16 protein-coding genes and 1 other RNA gene are annotated in these 18621 nt (G+C 37.7%); 15 read left to right on the forward strand and 2 right to left on the reverse strand.

The window, feature by feature from the left end; translation table 11 throughout:
- Positions 1-13: 13 nt before the first annotated feature.
- The 8 genes from eno (at position 14) to ssrA (ending at position 7927) form a co-directional block, all read left to right on the forward strand.
- Complete coding sequence (eno, locus tag WCV66_RS06690; protein ID WP_066329179.1) at positions 14-1306, forward strand: phosphopyruvate hydratase; 1293 nt, start codon at positions 14-16, stop codon at positions 1304-1306.
- Positions 1307-1544: 238 nt separating this feature from the next.
- A complete protein-coding gene (locus tag WCV66_RS06695; protein WP_338788369.1) occupies positions 1545-2504 on the forward strand; it encodes a nuclease-related domain-containing protein in 960 nt (319 codons plus the stop codon).
- Positions 2505-2733: 229 nt separating this feature from the next.
- Positions 2734-2967: a preprotein translocase subunit SecG gene (gene secG / locus WCV66_RS06700; RefSeq protein ID WP_066329173.1), complete on the forward strand. Its 234-nt coding sequence runs from the start codon at positions 2734-2736 to the stop codon at positions 2965-2967.
- A 457-nt stretch (positions 2968-3424) separates the two neighbouring features.
- A complete protein-coding gene (locus WCV66_RS06705) occupies positions 3425-4165 on the forward strand; it encodes a carboxylesterase (RefSeq protein WP_338788370.1) in 741 nt (246 codons plus the stop codon).
- A 15-nt stretch (positions 4166-4180) separates the two neighbouring features.
- The gene (gene rnr, locus WCV66_RS06710; protein ID WP_338788371.1) at positions 4181-6538 is read left to right on the forward strand and encodes a ribonuclease R; all 2358 of its coding nucleotides are present in this window, start codon (positions 4181-4183) and stop codon (positions 6536-6538) included.
- Between the two features lie 117 nt (positions 6539-6655).
- Positions 6656-6781, forward strand: a complete 126-nt coding sequence (locus WCV66_RS06715) for a hypothetical protein (RefSeq protein ID WP_338788372.1) — start codon at positions 6656-6658, stop codon at positions 6779-6781.
- Between the two features lie 119 nt (positions 6782-6900).
- Positions 6901-7368: an SsrA-binding protein SmpB gene (gene smpB, locus WCV66_RS06720; RefSeq protein WP_066329164.1), complete on the forward strand. Its 468-nt coding sequence runs from the start codon at positions 6901-6903 to the stop codon at positions 7366-7368.
- Between the two features lie 196 nt (positions 7369-7564).
- Positions 7565-7927: a transfer-messenger RNA gene (ssrA, locus tag WCV66_RS06725) on the forward strand.
- Positions 7928-8387: 460 nt separating this feature from the next.
- Here ssrA and WCV66_RS06730 read toward each other — a convergent pair.
- Positions 8388-9134 (reverse strand): NADPH-dependent F420 reductase, encoded by a 747-nt coding sequence (locus WCV66_RS06730; RefSeq protein WP_338788373.1) that lies wholly within the window; start codon positions 9132-9134, stop codon positions 8388-8390.
- Between the two features lie 173 nt (positions 9135-9307).
- Here WCV66_RS06730 and WCV66_RS06735 point away from each other — a divergent pair, with 173 nt between their 5' ends.
- From WCV66_RS06735 to WCV66_RS06765, 7 genes are all read left to right on the forward strand, one after another.
- Positions 9308-9667, forward strand: a complete 360-nt coding sequence (locus WCV66_RS06735; RefSeq protein WP_338788374.1) for a winged helix-turn-helix transcriptional regulator — start codon at positions 9308-9310, stop codon at positions 9665-9667.
- A gap of 561 nt (positions 9668-10228) precedes the next feature.
- Positions 10229-10654: a MarR family winged helix-turn-helix transcriptional regulator gene (locus tag WCV66_RS06740; RefSeq protein WP_338788375.1), complete on the forward strand. Its 426-nt coding sequence runs from the start codon at positions 10229-10231 to the stop codon at positions 10652-10654.
- Between the two features lie 253 nt (positions 10655-10907).
- Positions 10908-12251 carry an NtaA/DmoA family FMN-dependent monooxygenase gene (locus WCV66_RS06745; RefSeq protein ID WP_338788376.1) on the forward strand — a complete coding sequence of 448 codons (1344 nt, stop codon included), beginning with the start codon at positions 10908-10910 and terminating at the stop codon, positions 12249-12251.
- A gap of 17 nt (positions 12252-12268) precedes the next feature.
- On the forward strand, positions 12269-13009 hold the full coding sequence (nfsA, locus tag WCV66_RS06750; protein WP_185653330.1) for an oxygen-insensitive NADPH nitroreductase: 741 nt from the start codon (positions 12269-12271) through the stop codon (positions 13007-13009).
- Between the two features lie 39 nt (positions 13010-13048).
- The gene (locus WCV66_RS06755; protein WP_338788377.1) at positions 13049-14482 is read left to right on the forward strand and encodes a DHA2 family efflux MFS transporter permease subunit; all 1434 of its coding nucleotides are present in this window, start codon (positions 13049-13051) and stop codon (positions 14480-14482) included.
- 495 nt (positions 14483-14977) lie between these two features.
- Positions 14978-15529, forward strand: a complete 552-nt coding sequence (locus WCV66_RS06760; protein WP_338788378.1) for an acyl-CoA thioesterase — start codon at positions 14978-14980, stop codon at positions 15527-15529.
- 432 nt (positions 15530-15961) lie between these two features.
- The gene (locus WCV66_RS06765) at positions 15962-17062 is read left to right on the forward strand and encodes a GerAB/ArcD/ProY family transporter (protein ID WP_338788379.1); all 1101 of its coding nucleotides are present in this window, start codon (positions 15962-15964) and stop codon (positions 17060-17062) included.
- A 141-nt stretch (positions 17063-17203) separates the two neighbouring features.
- Here WCV66_RS06765 and WCV66_RS06770 read toward each other — a convergent pair whose 3' ends face one another.
- Complete coding sequence (locus tag WCV66_RS06770; protein ID WP_338788380.1) at positions 17204-18460, reverse strand: multidrug effflux MFS transporter; 1257 nt, start codon at positions 18458-18460, stop codon at positions 17204-17206.
- Between the last annotated feature and the right edge of the window lie 161 nt (positions 18461-18621).

Raw genomic sequence — 18621 nt, forward strand, 5'->3', positions numbered from 1 at the left:
GGAGAGAAATTAAATGCCATACATTGTAGACGTATATGCACGCGAAGTATTAGACTCACGCGGAAATCCAACAATTGAAGTAGAAGTACACACAGAATCAGGTGCGTTTGGACGCGCAATGGTACCAAGTGGTGCTTCAACAGGTGAATACGAAGCAGTTGAGCTTCGTGATGGTGACAAAGAGCGTTATTTAGGAAAAGGTGTTTTAACAGCTGTTAAAAACGTAAATGAATTAATCGCTCCAGAATTACTTGGTTTCGAAGTAACTGAACAAGTTGCAATTGACCAAGCATTAATCGAGCTTGATGGTACAGAAAACAAAGGTAAATTAGGTGCGAACGCAATCCTTGGTGTTTCTATGGCTGCTGCTCGTGCTGCTGCAGATTTCTTACAAGTACCTTTATACCAATACCTTGGTGGATTCAGCGCGAAAACATTACCAGTACCAATGATGAACATCGTTAACGGTGGTGAGCACGCTGATAACAATGTTGACATTCAAGAATTCATGGTTATGCCTGTAGGTGCTGAAAACTTCCGTGAAGCTCTACGCATGGGAGCAGAAATCTTCCATAGCTTAAAATCAGTTCTTCATGGTAAAGGTCTTAACACTGCTGTAGGTGATGAAGGTGGATTCGCTCCAAACTTAGGTTCAAACGAAGAAGCTCTTCAAACAATCATCGAAGCAATCGAAAAAGCTGGTTACAAACCAGGTGAGCAAGTTATGCTTGCTATGGATGCTGCTTCTTCTGAGTTCTACAACAAAGAAGACGGTAAATACCATCTTTCAGGTGAAGGTGTTGTCAAAACATCTGCTGAAATGGTTGACTGGTATGAAGAAATGTCTTCTAAATACCCAATCATTTCAATCGAAGATGGTTTAGATGAAAATGACTGGGAAGGTCATAAATTATTAACTGAGCGTCTTGGCGGTAAAGTTCAACTTGTTGGTGATGATTTATTCGTTACAAACACGAAGAAGCTTGCTGAAGGTATCGAAAAAGGAATTGGTAACTCAATCTTAATCAAAGTGAACCAAATTGGTACATTAACTGAAACATTTGAAGCAATCGAAATGGCGAAACGCGCTGGTTACACTGCAGTAATTTCTCATCGTTCTGGTGAAACAGAAGATACGACAATTGCTGACATCGCTGTAGCAACTAACGCTGGCCAAATCAAAACTGGTGCTCCATCACGTACAGACCGTGTTGCGAAATACAACCAACTTCTACGTATCGAAGATCAACTTGTAGATGCAGCAAGATATGATGGAATCAAAACATTCTATAACTTAAAGAAATAATTTTTGGGAAAGGGACTGCTGAGGCAGTTCCTTTTTTTGATATTTTGTTCGGGGGTTTTGGCGAATTTTGACGGTCTATGTCTAATCGTTGATAAATTGCGAGAATCGAAGATAAATTTGAAGAATCGAAGATAAACTCATCAAAATCGAAGATAAATTATTAATGAAGAAAAGTAGTAGCAGGATTTCCACTAGAATTGGCGAAGGTTTTAAGCAAAATATTATATGGAGTGAGAAAATGATCTTAAAACACCGCGAATTCCCCCTTACGATTGAAAAATTAGAAGCATTACTTCTAAGACTTCCTCTAAAACATCCAAAAATCCCAATAATTATTGAAGATTTGAAAAAAAGAATGGCTGGCTACAGAGGTGAAGAAGCTATTGACTATTATTTAAGCTTCCTTGAAGAAAAAGACTACTATATTTTTCATGACATAAGGCTAAAAGGTAAAAATCATTACTTCCAAATTGATACCCTTATCTTAACTCGGAAAATGGCAATAATCATTGAGGTGAAAAATATATCAGGAACCATTTACTTCGATCCGATATTTAAACAACTGATTCAAACAAAAGACCAAACGGAAAAGGCATATCAATATCCGCTAATACAATTGGAACGGCAAGAATCACAATTAAAAGAATGGCTAGTAAATAATAATTTAAAAGAAATGAAAATCACCTCAATTGTTGTCATAAGCAACCCATCTACAGTAATTCGCTCTTCTCCAGACGACCAAATTATTCACCACAAAGTAATCCGCAAAGAAAACCTTCCCACTAAAATTATTCAATTAGAGAAATCCATCAATTCACCAGATCTTGAAGAAAAGGAACTAAAAAAGATCTCTCGAAAGTTACTCAAAAAGCATACTAATGCAGATTTTTCTATATTAGCCCGCTTTAAAATAAATGAAAGTGAAATTCTGAATGGTGTGATATGTTCTAGTTGTAATTACCTTCCCTTAATTAGAGTAAAGGCTAACTGGCATTGCCCAAAATGTAATAGAAAAGATAAACAGGCTCATATTCAGGCGATAAAAGAGTACAAACTGTTAGTAAAACCAACAATTTCAAATGCTGAACTGAGGTATTTTTTGAACATAACTTCCCCGGCAATAGCGAATAGACTACTTAAAGCAATGAACCTCAGGTACACAGGGAGTAATAAAGATCGTGTTTATCAATTAGACTAATGATGGATAGTGAGTCTTTGTCGATTTTTGTCTAATGGTTGATAAAAAGGAATAATCGAAGATAAATTCTCCAAATCGAAGATAAATCTCTCAAAATCGAAGATAACCCACTTATAGTCGATTCCAATTTCTATCCATGAAGCCAATCTAAACTTGTATTGTGAATTACGAATAGATATGATACATTAAAACTATCTAGTTGTGCGTATATCAGGAGGTGTCGTTTTTCATGCATACAGCATTAATTATCCTACTTGTTTTAGTATCAGTCGCTTTAATTACAGTTGTATTATTACAATCTGGTAAGAGTGCAGGTCTATCAGGTGCAATTTCTGGTGGTGCCGAGCAGCTTTTTGGTAAGCAAAAGGCTCGTGGTCTTGATTTAGTTTTACACCGTGCGACAGTTATTTTATCAGTGCTATTCTTTATTTTGACTATCTTGGTAGCATATATCGTTAAATAATCTTTAAAACAAAGGGTCTGATGCTTCAGGCTCTTTTTTTAGTTTTAATATTTCATTATGACGCTATAGTACCTAGTTTTTGTGTCTAGCTCCAGCGCCTAGCGACTAGTGAACTTCACACTCCTTATACGCTAAGTCAATATCGAACGCTCGTGCTCTTCGTGTTTCCTTTGCCACACCTTAACGGTCAGTAACTGATAACTGCCCGTAAAGGTCCGATAAGTCTCGCTATCCATCAGATAACCCACTGATGGAAGTCTCGCTTTATCTCATACGAAGTGCTCTTTTTTCTACGTCGCTGAGCAAGGTGCTTCCGCTTTTCTTTCAAGCAAACCTTTTGGTAATAAATCAAACGTTTGTTTAAATAGATATATGGCATAAAGCGCAAGATGTACTACTGGAAGTTAAAGTGGGATAAACTAGTTAAAAGATCTTTATTTTGAAGGAGTTACTTAGTATGAAAAGAGTATTACCAAAGCCGTTTACGTTTGAGGGCGGAGAGAAAGCAGTTTTATTATTACATGGATTTACTGGGAATACAGCAGATGTAAGGATGCTGGCTCGTTATTTAAGTGAAAGAGGCTATACTTGTCATGCACCACAATACAAGGGGCATGGTGTTCCTCCAGAAGAGCTAGTACATACAGGTCCTGAGGATTGGTGGCAAGACGTCCAGCAAGGTTATGATCATTTAAAGAATATGGGGTTTGAAAAGATAGCAGTTGGAGGTTTATCACTTGGCGGAGTGTTTTCCCTTAAATTAGGTTACACTGTACCTGTAAAGGGTATTGTCCCAATGTGTGCACCAATGTATATAAAAAGCGAAGAAGTAATGTATCAAGGTGTTCTTGAGTATGCGAGAAATTATAAAAAGTTTGAAGGAAAATCACCTGAACAAATTGAAGAAGAAATGGATGAGTTTGCGAAGTCTCCAATGAACACATTAAAAGCATTGCAGGAGCTAATTGCAGACGTCCGAAATAATGTCGATATGATCTATTCACCAACGTTTGTCGCACAAGGTAGACATGATCACATGATTAATACCGATAGTGCAAACATTATATATAACGAAGTAGAAACCGATCAAAAGCAAATAAAATGGTACGAGGAGTCTGGACATGTTCTTACACTAGATAAGGAACGCGACCAGTTGCATGAAGACGTCTACCAATTTCTAGAAAGCCTTGATTGGTAAAAAGGAGGATACTACATGGATCAAGATATACAAGTACATATCAATAAACTACTAGCTTTCATGAAGGAAGAAGCATACAAGCCTCTTACCGTTCAAGAACTAGAGGAAGCGTTTGGAATAGAGGATTCAACTGAATTTAAAGATTTTGTCAAAGCGTTAGTAGCGATGGAGGATCAAGGATTAGTTGTTAGAACGAGAAGTAACCGATATGGCTTACCAGAAAAAATGAATTTATTAAAAGGGAAGCTTATCGGCCATGCAAAAGGATTTGCTTTCGTAGACCCTGAAGATACTAGCTTAGATGATGTATTTATCCCACCTACCGAACTAAAAACTGCGATGCATGGTGATATTGTTTTAGTAAGAGTAAGCGCTAAGTCTGCAGGTGGATCACGTCAAGAAGGTACGATTATTCGTATTTTAGAACGCGGCGTAAAAGAAATTGTTGGGACATATACAGAAAGCAAAAATTTTGGCTTTGTGATTCCTGATGATAAGAAAATTGCCAATGATATTTTCATTCCAAAAAATGCTGCAAATGGGGCAGTAGAAGGCCATAAAGTTGTTGTGAAACTTACAACTTATCCTGAAGGACGAATGAGTGCAGAAGGTGAAGTAATCGATATTTTAGGTCATAAAAATGACCCAGGTGTTGATATTTTATCTGTTATCCATAAACATGGACTACCTGGTCCGTTTCCTGAAGAAGCGATTCAGCAAGCAAACGATGTACCTGAGTCGATTAATGAAGAAGATTTAAAAGACCGTCGTGATTTACGTAATGAAACAATTGTGACAATTGACGGAGCAGATGCAAAGGATTTAGATGATGCTGTTACCGTTCAAAAATTAGCGAATGGAAACTACAAGCTAGGTGTTCACATTGCCGATGTAAGTCATTATGTAACCGAGCAGTCCCCAATCGATCGTGAAGCATTAGAGCGTGGGACAAGTGTGTACCTTGTAGACCGTGTAATTCCAATGATTCCTCATCGTCTCTCAAATGGAATATGTTCATTAAATCCAAAGGTAGATCGACTAACCTTGTCATGTGAAATGGAAATAGATGAAGCAGGAACAGTTGTAAAACATGAGATCTTCCAAAGTGTCATTAAAACGACTGAACGGATGACCTACTCTGATGTGAAAAAAATCCTCGAAGATCGTGATGAGGCACTTCTGCAAAAGTATGAAAAGCTTGTACCAATGTTTGAACAAATGGGTGAACTTGCACAAATCCTACGCACAAAACGAATGAACCGTGGCGCAATTGATTTTGATTTTAAAGAAGCAAAGGTGCTTGTAAATGATGAAGGCCACCCACATGATGTTGTGATTCGAGAACGTTCGGTTGCAGAGCGGTTAATTGAAGAATTCATGTTATTAGCAAATGAAACGGTTGCTGAGCATTTTCATTGGATGAACGTGCCATTTATTTATCGAATTCATGAAGATCCAAATACTGAAAAGCTTCAGCGTTTCCTAGAGTTTATTACAAATTTTGGATACACGGTTAAAGGTTCTGCTAACGAAATCCATCCTAGAGCATTGCAAAATATTTTGGAGGAAGTAGCAGGAACACCAGAAGAAACGGTGATATCAACGGTAATGCTTCGCTCAATGAAGCAAGCAAAATATGACCCAGAAAGCTTAGGTCACTTTGGATTATCAACGGAATTTTACACACATTTTACATCTCCAATCCGTCGTTATCCTGACTTAATTGTCCATCGATTAATTCGAACATATTTAATTGAAGGCAAAGTTGATGAAGCGACCCGTTCGAGATGGGGAGAAAGCTTACCTGTCATTGCAGAACAAGCATCAAATATGGAACGCAGAGCGGTTGAAGCAGAGCGTGAAACAGATGAGTTGAAAAAAGCAGAATACATGCTTGATAAAATTGGCGAAGAATATGACGGCATGATAAGCTCTGTTACTAACTTTGGTATGTTTGTTGAGTTACCAAATACAATTGAAGGTCTCGTTCATGTTAGTTATATGACGGATGACTATTATCGATATGATGAACGTCATTACGCAATGATTGGCGAACGTACAGGAAATGTGTATCGAATTGGTGATGAAATTACGGTTCGAGTCGTAAATGTTAATAAAGAAGAGCGCTCTATCGACTTTGAGATCGTTGGCATGAAGGGAACGAGAAGACCGGAAGCGAAAGATAGACCAAAGGTTATTATAGCTGGTAAAGGTAGAAAAGATGCAAATCAAAAAGGTAATAGAAGCGGTAGTGGAAAAGAGAAAGATAAGGATAAGGATGGTGACTGGTCAACCCGTCCACCACGAAAAAAGAAGAAAAAGCACTATGAAAATGCACCGAAAGCGAAGCGGAAAAAGAAAAAGAAAGCTTGATCGTTTAAAGATGGGTCTGGCACAGGCAATTTGTGTCAGACCCTCTTAAGTTGTGGAACAAATTTACTTTGGAATAATAAGAATGGATAGTTGCAAAAAAAGGTGGCAGCGAACTCATTGGAAGTTGCAAAAAATGGGCTGGGCTGCGAACTTATTGGAAGTTGCAAAAAAAATGACCGAGATTTGCAAAATAACCAAAGAAAATTGCAAAAAAATAATCAAAATTGCCAAAAAACCATCTAAGTTCCATCATTTCATTCGTTTTTGTTCGAATTAACACGTAAATATTGAGGAAAAGTCCAATTTTTGCTAAAATGTAATTTATCGCTATATGAAATAGCTATTAAAGGGAGGGTAAAGCAATGCCTAAAGGAACTGGAAAAGTATTAGCTCAAAACAAAAAGGCTAATCATGATTTCTCAATTGAAGAAACGTATGAAGCCGGCATTGTCCTTCAAGGTACTGAAATAAAATCAATTCGTAACGGTCGAGTACAATTAAAGGATTCCTTCGCACGAGTGGAACATGGCGAAGTATATTTGCACAATATGCACATTAGTCCATATGAGCAAGGGAATCGTTATAACCATGAACCCTTACGTACAAGAAAGCTTTTATTGCATAGACGTGAAATTGTAAAATTAATAGGTGCTACAAAAGAAGAAGGCTATGCATTGGTACCATTGAAAATGTATTTAAAAAATGGTTACGCTAAGGTTTTAATAGGCCTTGGTAAGGGTAAAAGAAAATACGATAAACGTGAGGATTTAAAGAAAAAAGAAGCTAAGCGTGATATCGAACGTGCCTTTAGAGAACGTCAAAAGGAATAGTAGGAAAAACCTTACAATTGCATTCTTGTATCAGTCTGTTATAATAGATTTTGTAAGACAGTCACTTACAACTCTGATGGCAGATAAACACGTCATCAAAAATGAGGGTTAACTCCTTCACAACAATTTCATAAGCAATTAAGCTTTAACTGCTTTATCTCCCGTATTCCCTAGCTGGTATAATACGGCTTATCATGGGGACGTTACGGATTCGACAGGGGTAGTTCGAGCTTAGGTTGCGGGCCGAAGGGATCGTCTTCGTTAAAACGTCACGCCAATAATAACTGGCAAAACTAACAATAACTTAGCTTTCGCAGCTTAATAACTGCGTAGCTGTTCCTCCCTCCATCGTCCATGTGGTAGGGTAAGGGACTCACTCTTAGTGGACTACGCCTAATTCCTCCGTCTGGGGATGATGGAAGAGACCAATCAGACTAGCTGCTCTGACGCCTGTCGATAGGCATAGGAGTTAGCGAAACTGCGAATATATCGACTACGCTCGTAGACGCTTAAGTGGCGATGTTTCTGGACGTGGGTTCGATTCCCACCGTCTCCACCAAATACATATTTGGTGGTTTTTGTTTTATTGTGATTTAAATCATAAAAATGTGAAAGTGACATCATTATGCTTTAAAATTATAGTGTCAAACTTATGCTTTAAACATCTTTTGAGTTTATAGAAATAGAACTCTTTAACTTAATAAATTACAAAACGCAGCTTCAAATTATATTTGAAGCTGTTTTTATTCTTTAAATAACTAAAATCAATAACATAGAGATTGTAAAGAATTGTACCTCGGGGAAGGTTCGTGGTAGCTGGATTTAAAACATAATCATACTTAAAGTCTGTTTTGAAAAGATTGAGATCGGAATGGAAGGCCTTTTGTAAGATCTCAGAATTACCAATAACTTTCATGATTGTTTGGGGCAAAAAGGAAAGGTACACATAGATCTTCACACTTTACTGCGATATATGGATAATCAAAAAGGTGCACTCTAACTGAGTGCACCTTTTGTTTTTATGAATTGTATATTTCTCTGTTTATATTCACAATATCCTTATGTGAAAATTCAACTTCATTTTTTTCTGCAAAGAGCTTTGCGAACCTTTCCATCACCTTGTCCCGTAGTAATGGTGCATTTTCTTTAATTGCCTTTTTCAACGCTTTCGTGAGTTCATCTTTTGTTAGCTCTGTGCAGTAAGCAGGAGTTCCTGGCTGCTGTCTCCAAGAGTCATTTAAAGAACCACTGTCTACTACGTCGAAGCCCAGCTCGAATACTAAGTCCATGACTACTTGTTTTTGTGATGGATCATTACCAGCAACTGCCATCGCAACTCGTCCACTAGAATCTTCGGCTGTTCCTTCATTTTCTAAAGTATAGGCTAATAAGTTGTTGAAAGCTTTAATTACAGGTCTGCCTAAATGATTTGAAACCCAAATGCTTTCAACCATCCCGTTCTCGATTTCTTCAATTATTCCGTCTCGATAAGGATAATAATTTGAAGTATCTACTATGATTACCTCCTCCCCGATTTGATCGATAATGTTCCGAATACTTGGCAGTGCTTTTATAGGGAGAGATATGATAAGAACCTCAATATTTTTAATTGCATCCTCTACACGTACAGTTCTTCCAGCAAGCTCTTTTCCATCTAAACGTTCAATTCCTCGTGCATCTGCAATCTTGACATCATGTCCACTCTTAACTAATTTTTTAGAAATAATTGACCCAATTGGTCCTGCACCTATAATTCCAAATCTCATTATTTTTCCTCCTAAAGAATTTGTATATAAAAGAATTAATATGCTTAATGTTACGTATTGAGTTTTTCTATTACATATACTAGAATAAAATCATTTCTCATCTTTTTGAAGTAGGCAATAAAAATTGACGTAGTACATTTTTTTGTACTTAACAGTAGAAAGCAGGTGAAAAGGTGTCTAGGATATGTACGGATGGATTTAACAAAGAGTGTATAAAGGAACAAAGAGAAGTTTATGGCATTGCTTATACCCAAAACATTCTTTCTGGACGATGGAAATATATCATTCTTTGGTATTTAAAGACCAAAGAGCGTCGTTATAGTGAAATTAAAGCCTTTTTATGGGATATTTCACAAGGTTCTCTTACAAAGCAGCTTCGAGAATTAGAAAGAGATGGCTTAATAAATCGCAAAGTTTATCCAGAGGTTCCTCCTCGAGTAGTTTATTCATTATCCTTAAAAGGAAAAGAATTCATTCCAATAATTGATTTGATGGAAGAGTTCGGGAAGAAGTTTGGGGAGCAGGTAGACTAACCAAAGCGCTCACATTCATCGTTTACCGTTTACCCTAAAATTCAAAAACTAAATGGTGAATAAAGTAATAGTTGTGGGAGGTGAGATTGTTTTAACGGCAGTTTTTTCTTTTGCGATAAAAGTTTGTGAAGAAATGAATTAAAGTAACGGGGGCAAGAGTTAAAAGATCCTAAGCTGTCAAGTGTGGCAGCTTTTTTTATTCGAACACTTTTCCTCGTGGCAGGTGTTTCACCAGCTTTCAACTGTTAAGTACAAAAAAATGTACTATGTCTATTTTTATTGCCCTCTTCAAAAAGATGAGAAATGGTTTTATTCTAGTACATGTAACAATATTACTCGATACAACAAGTTTATAGGAAAAATGGGGTTATAAACAGAATCCGGACATTTCAGTGTGAAACAGCTGATGGGGATTAAGTGTTGTATCCATACTTTTGACCTCGTACTAGATAAATTCAGCCCGATAAAATGTGAGGAGGCCCCTTAAGATAAATTGACAACTAAATTTTCATCATGATATAGTTAGCTTGCTAAATACATCATAGTAGTGGGGGCATACCTATGAACGATATGGTTGGATGCGATATTCGTGAGTCCTTAGATAAAATTTCATCCAAAATGCGTCGAGATTATAGCGAAAATCTAAGAGAACTTAATCTTCATGTAGGTCAGGATAGACTACTCGCTCGTTTGTGGTTAGGTGATGGAATAACACAAATGCAACTATGTGAACATTTAAAATGCGAGCCACCTACGGTAACAAATATGGTTAAATCGCTGGAGCAAAATGGGTTCATATACCGTAAACGTGATGAACAAGATGCAAGGGTTATGCGGATTTTTCTAACAGATAAAGGCAAAGAATTAAAGAAACCAGTTGATTTCAAATGGAAACAGCAGCAAGAAAAATTACTAGGTTCAATCTTACCGGAAGAACGCATAATCTTAAGGGAACTTATGAAGCGAATGGAGAGAAACTTGTTCTAAGTTTTCTCTATGTTGATACTTAGCATGCTAAATAACTATTTAGTAACCTAAATAGTTCCATATCTTTTATTTACTGAGTAAAGGTTACGGGAATCCACTGAAAGAAGATCCGTACTAGCTAAAATGCTTTAAATTATTTAGCAAGCTAAATATTATTTTATGTTTTTTCAGATCTACTGAACTGTAATTAGAAAAAGCGGCTCTTTTGCTTATTTGGAGCCTATACCTATAAAAAGTAAAGGAGAGAAGGTACATGAAAAAAAGAAAAGAGATGCAACTAGCACTACAAATGGTTTCTGGATATGGTGCTGAATTCAGTGCTTGGAGAATGCCTGGAACCGACCCAGCAGCCTACATAAATACGGATGGTTATGTGGAGCGAGCTAAATTAGCTGAAAAAGGAAAATTTCAAATGATTTTTATCGCTGATACTCCAGCATTAACCGTCGATTTAGGGCCTCAGACTCCTAGTTTCCCTATGGATCCTATGTTAGCACTAATGGCTGTAGCTAGAGAAACGAAACATATTGGGCTTGTTGCTACCCTCTCAACGACATTTAATTATCCATATAACATAGCACGTCAGTTCAAAGCACTGGATGTTATAAGTCAGGGACGTGTAGGATGGAATGCGGTCACTACATCAGATCCATTAGCAGCAGCAAATTTTGGTGCTCAGATTGCCAGTCGTAAAGAACGATATGACATGGCTCATGAATCCATACAAATTGTCCAAGCTTTGTGGGGGAGTTGGGAATCCGACGCTTGGACGTTAGATGTAGAGGGAGGAAAATTTGCCGACATGGACAAAATTCAGCCAATCAATCTTCAAGGGCAGTATTATGCATCTCGTGGTCCGTTGCCAATCCCCCCCTCTGACCAAGGCCAGCCAGTTATTTTCCAAGCAGGCGGAGGGGAGGAAGGCTTGGAATTGGCGGGGAGGTACGCTTCTGGTGTCTACGCTAATCCTTATGACATTGAGTCTGCTCGTGAACATAGGCAAGCGCTCCAACAAAGTGCAGCTCGTTTTGGCCGAAATCCCGATGATATCAAGATGTATGCAGGTTTTATGTTTTCCATAGGTTCAACTGAAGAAGAAGCTTTAGAACGGCGAAGACAGCTTATGAGTTTTAATCCTGAAGAGATTCCAAATAGGGTAAGATACCTTGGTTCCATGGTTGGTTTACCACTATCGGTGCACTCGGTAGATATTGATCAACCTTTAGCAACTGACATGTTGAAAAAGGCATATGCCAACCCAATGGATCCACGCTCCCACAGAGCTTTAGAGCTGCTGAAAAAAGGGCTATCCATTCGAGACGTTCTTGCCCACGGAGTCATTAACTATCATCCAGTAGTGGCAGGTACCCCCGTACAAGTTGCTGACTTCTTGGAAGAATGGTTTTTGGCTGGTGCATGTGACGGCTTCTCAGTTGTTCCGGATATAGCCTATGATGGAGTTGCTGATTTTGTGGAACTGGTTGTCCCAATTTTGCAGGATCGCGGTTTGTTCCACAGGGAATATGAAGGAAAAACACTGCGCGAGAATATGGGGGTTCCTTACCAATACGGAAGGCTGAAAGAGAACAATAATTAATAGAGGAGAGGTTTCAAATGAATAATACCCTTGAATTGCTTCATAATCATACATCCATTCGTTCTTTTACAAATCAACCACTGACAGAGGAACAACGAGATGCAATCTTTAAGGCAGCTAATCAAACTTCATCATTTAGTCTACTACAAGTGGTTTCTATCATTAGAATTACAGATCCAGAACTACGAAAAAAAGTGATGCAACTCTCTGTAAATCAACCTTATATTGAAGAAGCAGCAGAGTTTTGGATTTTTTGTGCAGATTTTAACAGAAATAATGAAATTGCACCCAAGGTAAACCTTGACTATATTGAATACCTTTTAATAGGTACATTCGATGCTGGGCTAATGGCTCAAAATGCTTTAACTGCAGCAGAATCAATGGGACTCGGTGGTGTCTATATCGGTGGAGTAAGAGCTAATATTACAGAATTAACTGAGGTATTAAATTTACCAAAGTTTGTGATTCCTTTAGTAGGGCTATGCATAGGACATCCTGCTGGAGAGAAGCCTGGACTAAAACCACGTTTACCTCAATCGATGGTCATGTTTGATAATCAGTATCAACCACTAGATGAAGAAAAATTAGCAACTTATGACGAACAGATGCGTGAATATTACCAAAATCGTCCTGTTAAAGCACCTTTCACAGTTAAGAAAGTAAAGGGATGGAAAGATCACATTGAGGATCATCTTGATAGAAGCAGACTGCCCTTTATGCTTGAGTATTTAAACAAACAAGGATTTGCTAAAAAATAATCTGATATTACTTAAAATTGATTTACGAGGAGATAAAAAATGAAGAATCAATACAATACGCGTGCCATTATGGCATCGCTGCTTATCTGCGGTTTCGTCGGCATGTTCAGCGAAACTGCCCTCAATATTGCAATGACTAATCTTATGGAAGTTTTCCAAATTTCGGCCGCAACCGCACAGTGGTTAACAACTGGGTTCTTGTTGACTCTAGGCATTTTAATGCCAATGAGCGGGTTGTTGCTGCAGATGTTTACGACAAGGCAGATGTTCACAGGTTCTCTCATCAGCCTAATCGTTGGTACGTTGATTGCTGCGCTTGCGTTCAATTTTGAAATGTTAATGTTCGCACGAGTTTTACAGGCTGTAGGCATGGGCTTGTTGCTTCCACTCTTGTTCAATACAATTCTTGTCATATATCCGCCTGAAAAGCGGGGTGCGGCAATGGGATTCGTCGGACTTGTTATAATGTTTGCTCCAGCGACCGGACCGACCATAGGCGGACTATTAATCGAATATTTAACCTGGCATTACATCTTCTGGTTATCACTTCCATTTTTGGTTATAGGGTTGCTGATAGGGCTAAAGTATTTGGAAAACGTTACTGATGTTACAAAGTCTAGGATCGATCTTCTTTCTGTCTTATTGTCAACGGTCGGTTTCGGAGGAGTTGTCTTTGGCTTCAGTAAGGCGGGCGAAGGAGCTGAAGGTTGGAGCAGCATGGTCGTAATCACATCAATCGTCGTTGGACTTGTAGCGCTGGTATTGTTCATACTACGACAGAACTTAATGAATGATCCGATGATGAATCTGAGCGTTTTCAAGTATCCGATGTACGTCGTTGGGCTGCTTCTAGTACTGTCATGTATGATGATTATTATGTCGAGCATGATTATACTGCCAATGTTTCTGCAGACTGGTGCAGGACTGTCTGTTTTCATCGCCGGACTCATGCTTTTGCCGGGCAGTGCGTTGAACGGTATCCTATCACCACTGGTGGGGCGTTTATTCGATAGATATGGACCGAAATGGCTAGTTCCCCCCGGCCTCGTTCTCGTTGCAGTCATGTTATGGTTTTTTACTACCCTATCCCCTGCTTCTTCAGTGGCTTTTATCGTGGCTTTGCATATCGGGCTCATGGTGGGGGTATCTATGATTTGGATGCCTGCTCAAACGAATGGACTAAATCAATTGCCGCCGGAGTTATACCCCCACGGCACGGCAGTCTTGAATACACTGCAGCAGGTTGCAGGCGCAATTGGAATAGCTGTAGCAATCAGTATCCTTACGGGTGGTGTGGAGAAATACTTGCGCGGCTCCTCCGATCCGACTAAGCTAACCGAAATAGCAAACGCGATGACGGAAGGGTCACAAAACGTGTTCTGGTTCACGATGATCATAGCATTGATTGGCTTGATCCTGGCATTTTTCATTCGCCGCGTAGTCATCCACGAGAAGAGGTATTCGGCGCATTGATATTTTTATAAAAAAGTGGGTAACTAGATCAGAACTTGATAGTATCTATAACTCGAATATGTTAGTACCTACTCTTAGTTACTATAAGGAAATTCCTAATCTATAGATGCGTGTTTGTAAATGTTGCATTCAATATTTTAAAATGTGAAGGTCCTTTTAATAGGTTTATAAAAGAAGGGATGTTTAGTTACTAAAAGGTTTTTGAAAAAGAGTAATTCTATGAAAATCAAAAGGGCAAAGATTAATGATGCTCCACTTTAGGCGCTTTCCAGTAACAAGGATGAGCGCTTATTTTCATTTTATGTCTGGATTCAGTAACTCATACGATGATGAAGGTATTGAAATTAACTGGTTTCCTTCAAAGGGTTAGTCACCCTCTCTACTCAATTTAATAGGTATATTTACCTGTTTTACTCACTATCTATAATATAACAACAAATTAATAATACATCTGTTATAATACAATTTATATTTACTATATTATGAGGTGATATTATGGATGCTAAACCCTGTAAACTTTCGCGTTGTGTCAAAGCCAATGTTGTTCTTCCACCAGATACGCAGCATCACCACACATTATTCGGTGGTAGACTCATGCAGTTAATAGATGAAGTGGCTGTATTATCTGCAACCCGCCATGCAAGAAAACCTTGTGTCACAGCTTCTACAGATTCTGTCGATTTCCTTTCCCCGGTTCGAGTAGGGGATTCAATCTGTTTAGTAGCTTATGTAACATGGACAAGCAGAACTTCGATGGAAGTTTTTATTCGCTCTACTGCTGAAGACTTGATGACAGGAGAAAGAAGAATTGCAGCTGTATCGTTTCAGACTCTTGTAGCTATAGATGACAATGGAACACCAGTTCCTGTACCAGAAGTAATCCCTGAGACAGAGGAAGAGGAGTATTTATTTAGAACTGCTCCGATGCGTGCCATTTCACGAAAAAAACATAGAGAGGAAACAAAAGAACTAATTGAAACTTTAACTTATATCAACACAAATCATCTTGATGTGAATGAACAGTTGTATGGTGTTGTGACAGGATAATCAGAATTGATAATCAAGCTTTCCTACATTGTATTTGCAATTTCTATTCCTTTACTCAAGAATAACGCTATTATAATTCTGAATATTTAGAGTACATAATCAATTTACGCAGTGCTTCAATTAAGAAAAGAATAAGATTAATAGTCTATTTTAGTTGGAATTATTTATACTTCTATTAAAGAACGTATACATAATTCTTATTTTTTTTGAGTGGAAATAAATAGAAATCCAATAATCCGTCAAATTTAGTAAGAATTATAAATGATTGAGTAGCAAAAACATTGGAAACTATCTTCACTTATTGATAAATGCACCTTTCTGAATATCACAATAGAATAGAAATCCCACTAACGGATAAAATAACCAATATGAGTAAGGGGCATTACGTAAAGTTCCAACAAATAATTTATCAATATCCTCTAGGGTGATAATATGAAACACGAAAAAATAAGTCCTCTACAGTTATTTTATGTGATACTAGGGTTTCAAATTGGTAATACGTTTGTTTTTGGATTAGGTGGAGGGGCAAAACAAGATGCTTGGCTAGTTATTTTGGTGTCGATGCTAGGTGGGTTTATCTTGATGCTTGTGTATACAAAATTATCGAACTATTATCCAGATGATACGTTAATCCAGATGATCCCAAAAATCATCGGGAAGTTTTTGGCCATCCCATTTATTTTGATTTATATCAGCTATTTTACATATCTAGCCGCTCGAGCTTGTAGAGATTTCGCAGAAATTCTCGCTGCATCAATGTTAGTCAAAACCCCCCTGGTGGTTGTAATAGGAAGTTTTATGGTTTTAATTGTATATTGTTTTCGAGGGGGAATTGAATCATTCAGCAGAATGGGAGAAGCCGTTATTCCTTCCTATATTATGGCCTTGAGTATCATTTGGGTTCTGTTGCTAACTGTTGAAGAATTTGACATAAAAAATCTTACCCCCATTTTAGGAAATGGCCCGAAGCCTATATTAAAAGAAGTATTTCCAAAAGTATTAACCTTTCCATTCGGAGAGTCAATCATCATTACTATGTTTTTCCCTTATTTAAACAATATGGGTAGAAAAGGAATTGTTGGAATGGCAGCTATCCTATTTACAGGTGTTTTAATGACAGTAAATTTGATCATGGTTTTATCAGTATTAGGACCAGAAATATACAGTCGGGATTTTTTCCCTCTTCTTACAGCTGCACGAATGGTTTCAATTGCAGATTTCCTGGAACGATTTGATGCATTGGTTATTTTAACGATGTTAGCAGGCGTGTTTTTTAAGATTGGTGGTTGGACATTTGGTTCAGCTGTTGGGATTGCTCAATTATTTAAATTAAAACAAAATCGTTCTGTATTCCTTGGCCTAGGGACTATTCTTACCCCATTATCCCTTTTAATTGCATCAAACCAAATTCGACATAATGAAATTGGGCTAGATTTTTTCACATTATACTTTCATATACCTTTGCAAATTGTTTTTCCGATATTGTTGCTCTGTATCGCATTTATTCGGAAGAAATTTAAACTCCAAATATAAATATAGTTTTTAGAAAAACTACAGTTATGAGAAAAATGACTCCGGACAAAAGTAATTGATTTTGTTATTGACCAAGATTTAACTAAAGCAAATAGGCATTGAAATAGAAACAATGCCTATTTAATTCTCTATTTAATAATTCTACATTGATACAGAATTTGAATTTTGCTTAGATTCATGTTCTCTACGTGGGGCGAGTATAAGATAAGATAGGATCGAGCAAATACTAACAATAATAATTACTATTCCCATTGTTATAGCTGAGTTATTTCCTAAACCAACAAGAGGGGAAGCAATTCCTCCCAAAAGTAACATTAATACACCAAGTAATGCCGAAGCACTGCCTGCTGATCTTCCTTGGTTTTGCATTGCAAGAGAAGATCCAGAAGTACTGACTATTCCGATACTTGATACGACAAAGAATAGAGGAAGTAATATTGTCGATAATCCGATATTCAGGATTAACATAATTAACAATGTAATTCCTCCGATGAAGGCAATAATTAGCCCCAAAACGAACAGTCTTCTTTCACAGATATGACCAGCTAATTTTCCTGTTATTTGACTTGCAATCACAATCCCAATTCCGTTAATGGCAAAAATGATGCTGTATTCTTGGGGAGACACATTATAAATATTTTGTAATATGAAAGGTGATCCTGCAATATAAGCAAACATGGCAGCATATATTAAACCTTGCGAAAGGGCGTATCCTATGAAACTACGATCAACTAAAAGGCTCTTAAACGTTGTTAGTGTTTTTTTAATACCACCCTTAGACCGTAATTCATTAGGTAAAGTATCTGGTAAACCAAATAATACAATGAAAAACATTACTAGGCCGATTAAACTCAAGGTAACAAAGATACCTTGCCAAGGTGCAATATGTAATAGTTGGCTCCCAATTACAGGCGCAACAATCGGTGCAACACCATTAAATAAAGCTAGTAGAGAGAAAAATTTCGTTAGCTCTGAACCTGAGTAAAGATCTCGTACTACTGCACGGGAAATGACCACACCGGAGGAAGCTGCCAACCCCTGAATAAACCTCAAAAATATAAATATCCAGATTGATGGGCTAAAAACGCATAATAAAGAAGCAATAAAATAGATGACTATGCCAATAAGCAAAGGTTTTCGACGTCCATGGACATCACTTAATGGTCCGGTAAATAATTGGCCAAGTGATAAACCAAGTAAGAAAAAAGTTAAACTAAGTTGGATAAGCGAAGGGGTAGTTTTTAACTCATTAGCCATCTGAGGCAGGGCAGGTAAGTACATATCGATTGAGAGTGGTCCAAAGGCTACTAATGTTCCAAGTACAAAAGCGATCCATAAACGCTTGGACTTTTTAGGTTTGTTCGTCGCGATATCTAATTTACTTAGAGAATTAATCATCAATATTTTCATCCTTTCGAAGAATTACCGTATTGATTTTAGATAGTCCTGTTGAAGTTTGAGTTTAATAGTTGAAGGTTAATAGAAAATAGGTAAGGGACTGCCCAGGCACTCCCACGATTTAGTTAAGGTGTTTAATTCTGTCATAGGTGACTTTCCTA

The organism is Metabacillus rhizosphaerae (assembly GCF_037201795.1).
Lineage (GTDB): Bacteria > Bacillota > Bacilli > Bacillales > Bacillaceae > Metabacillus > Metabacillus rhizosphaerae.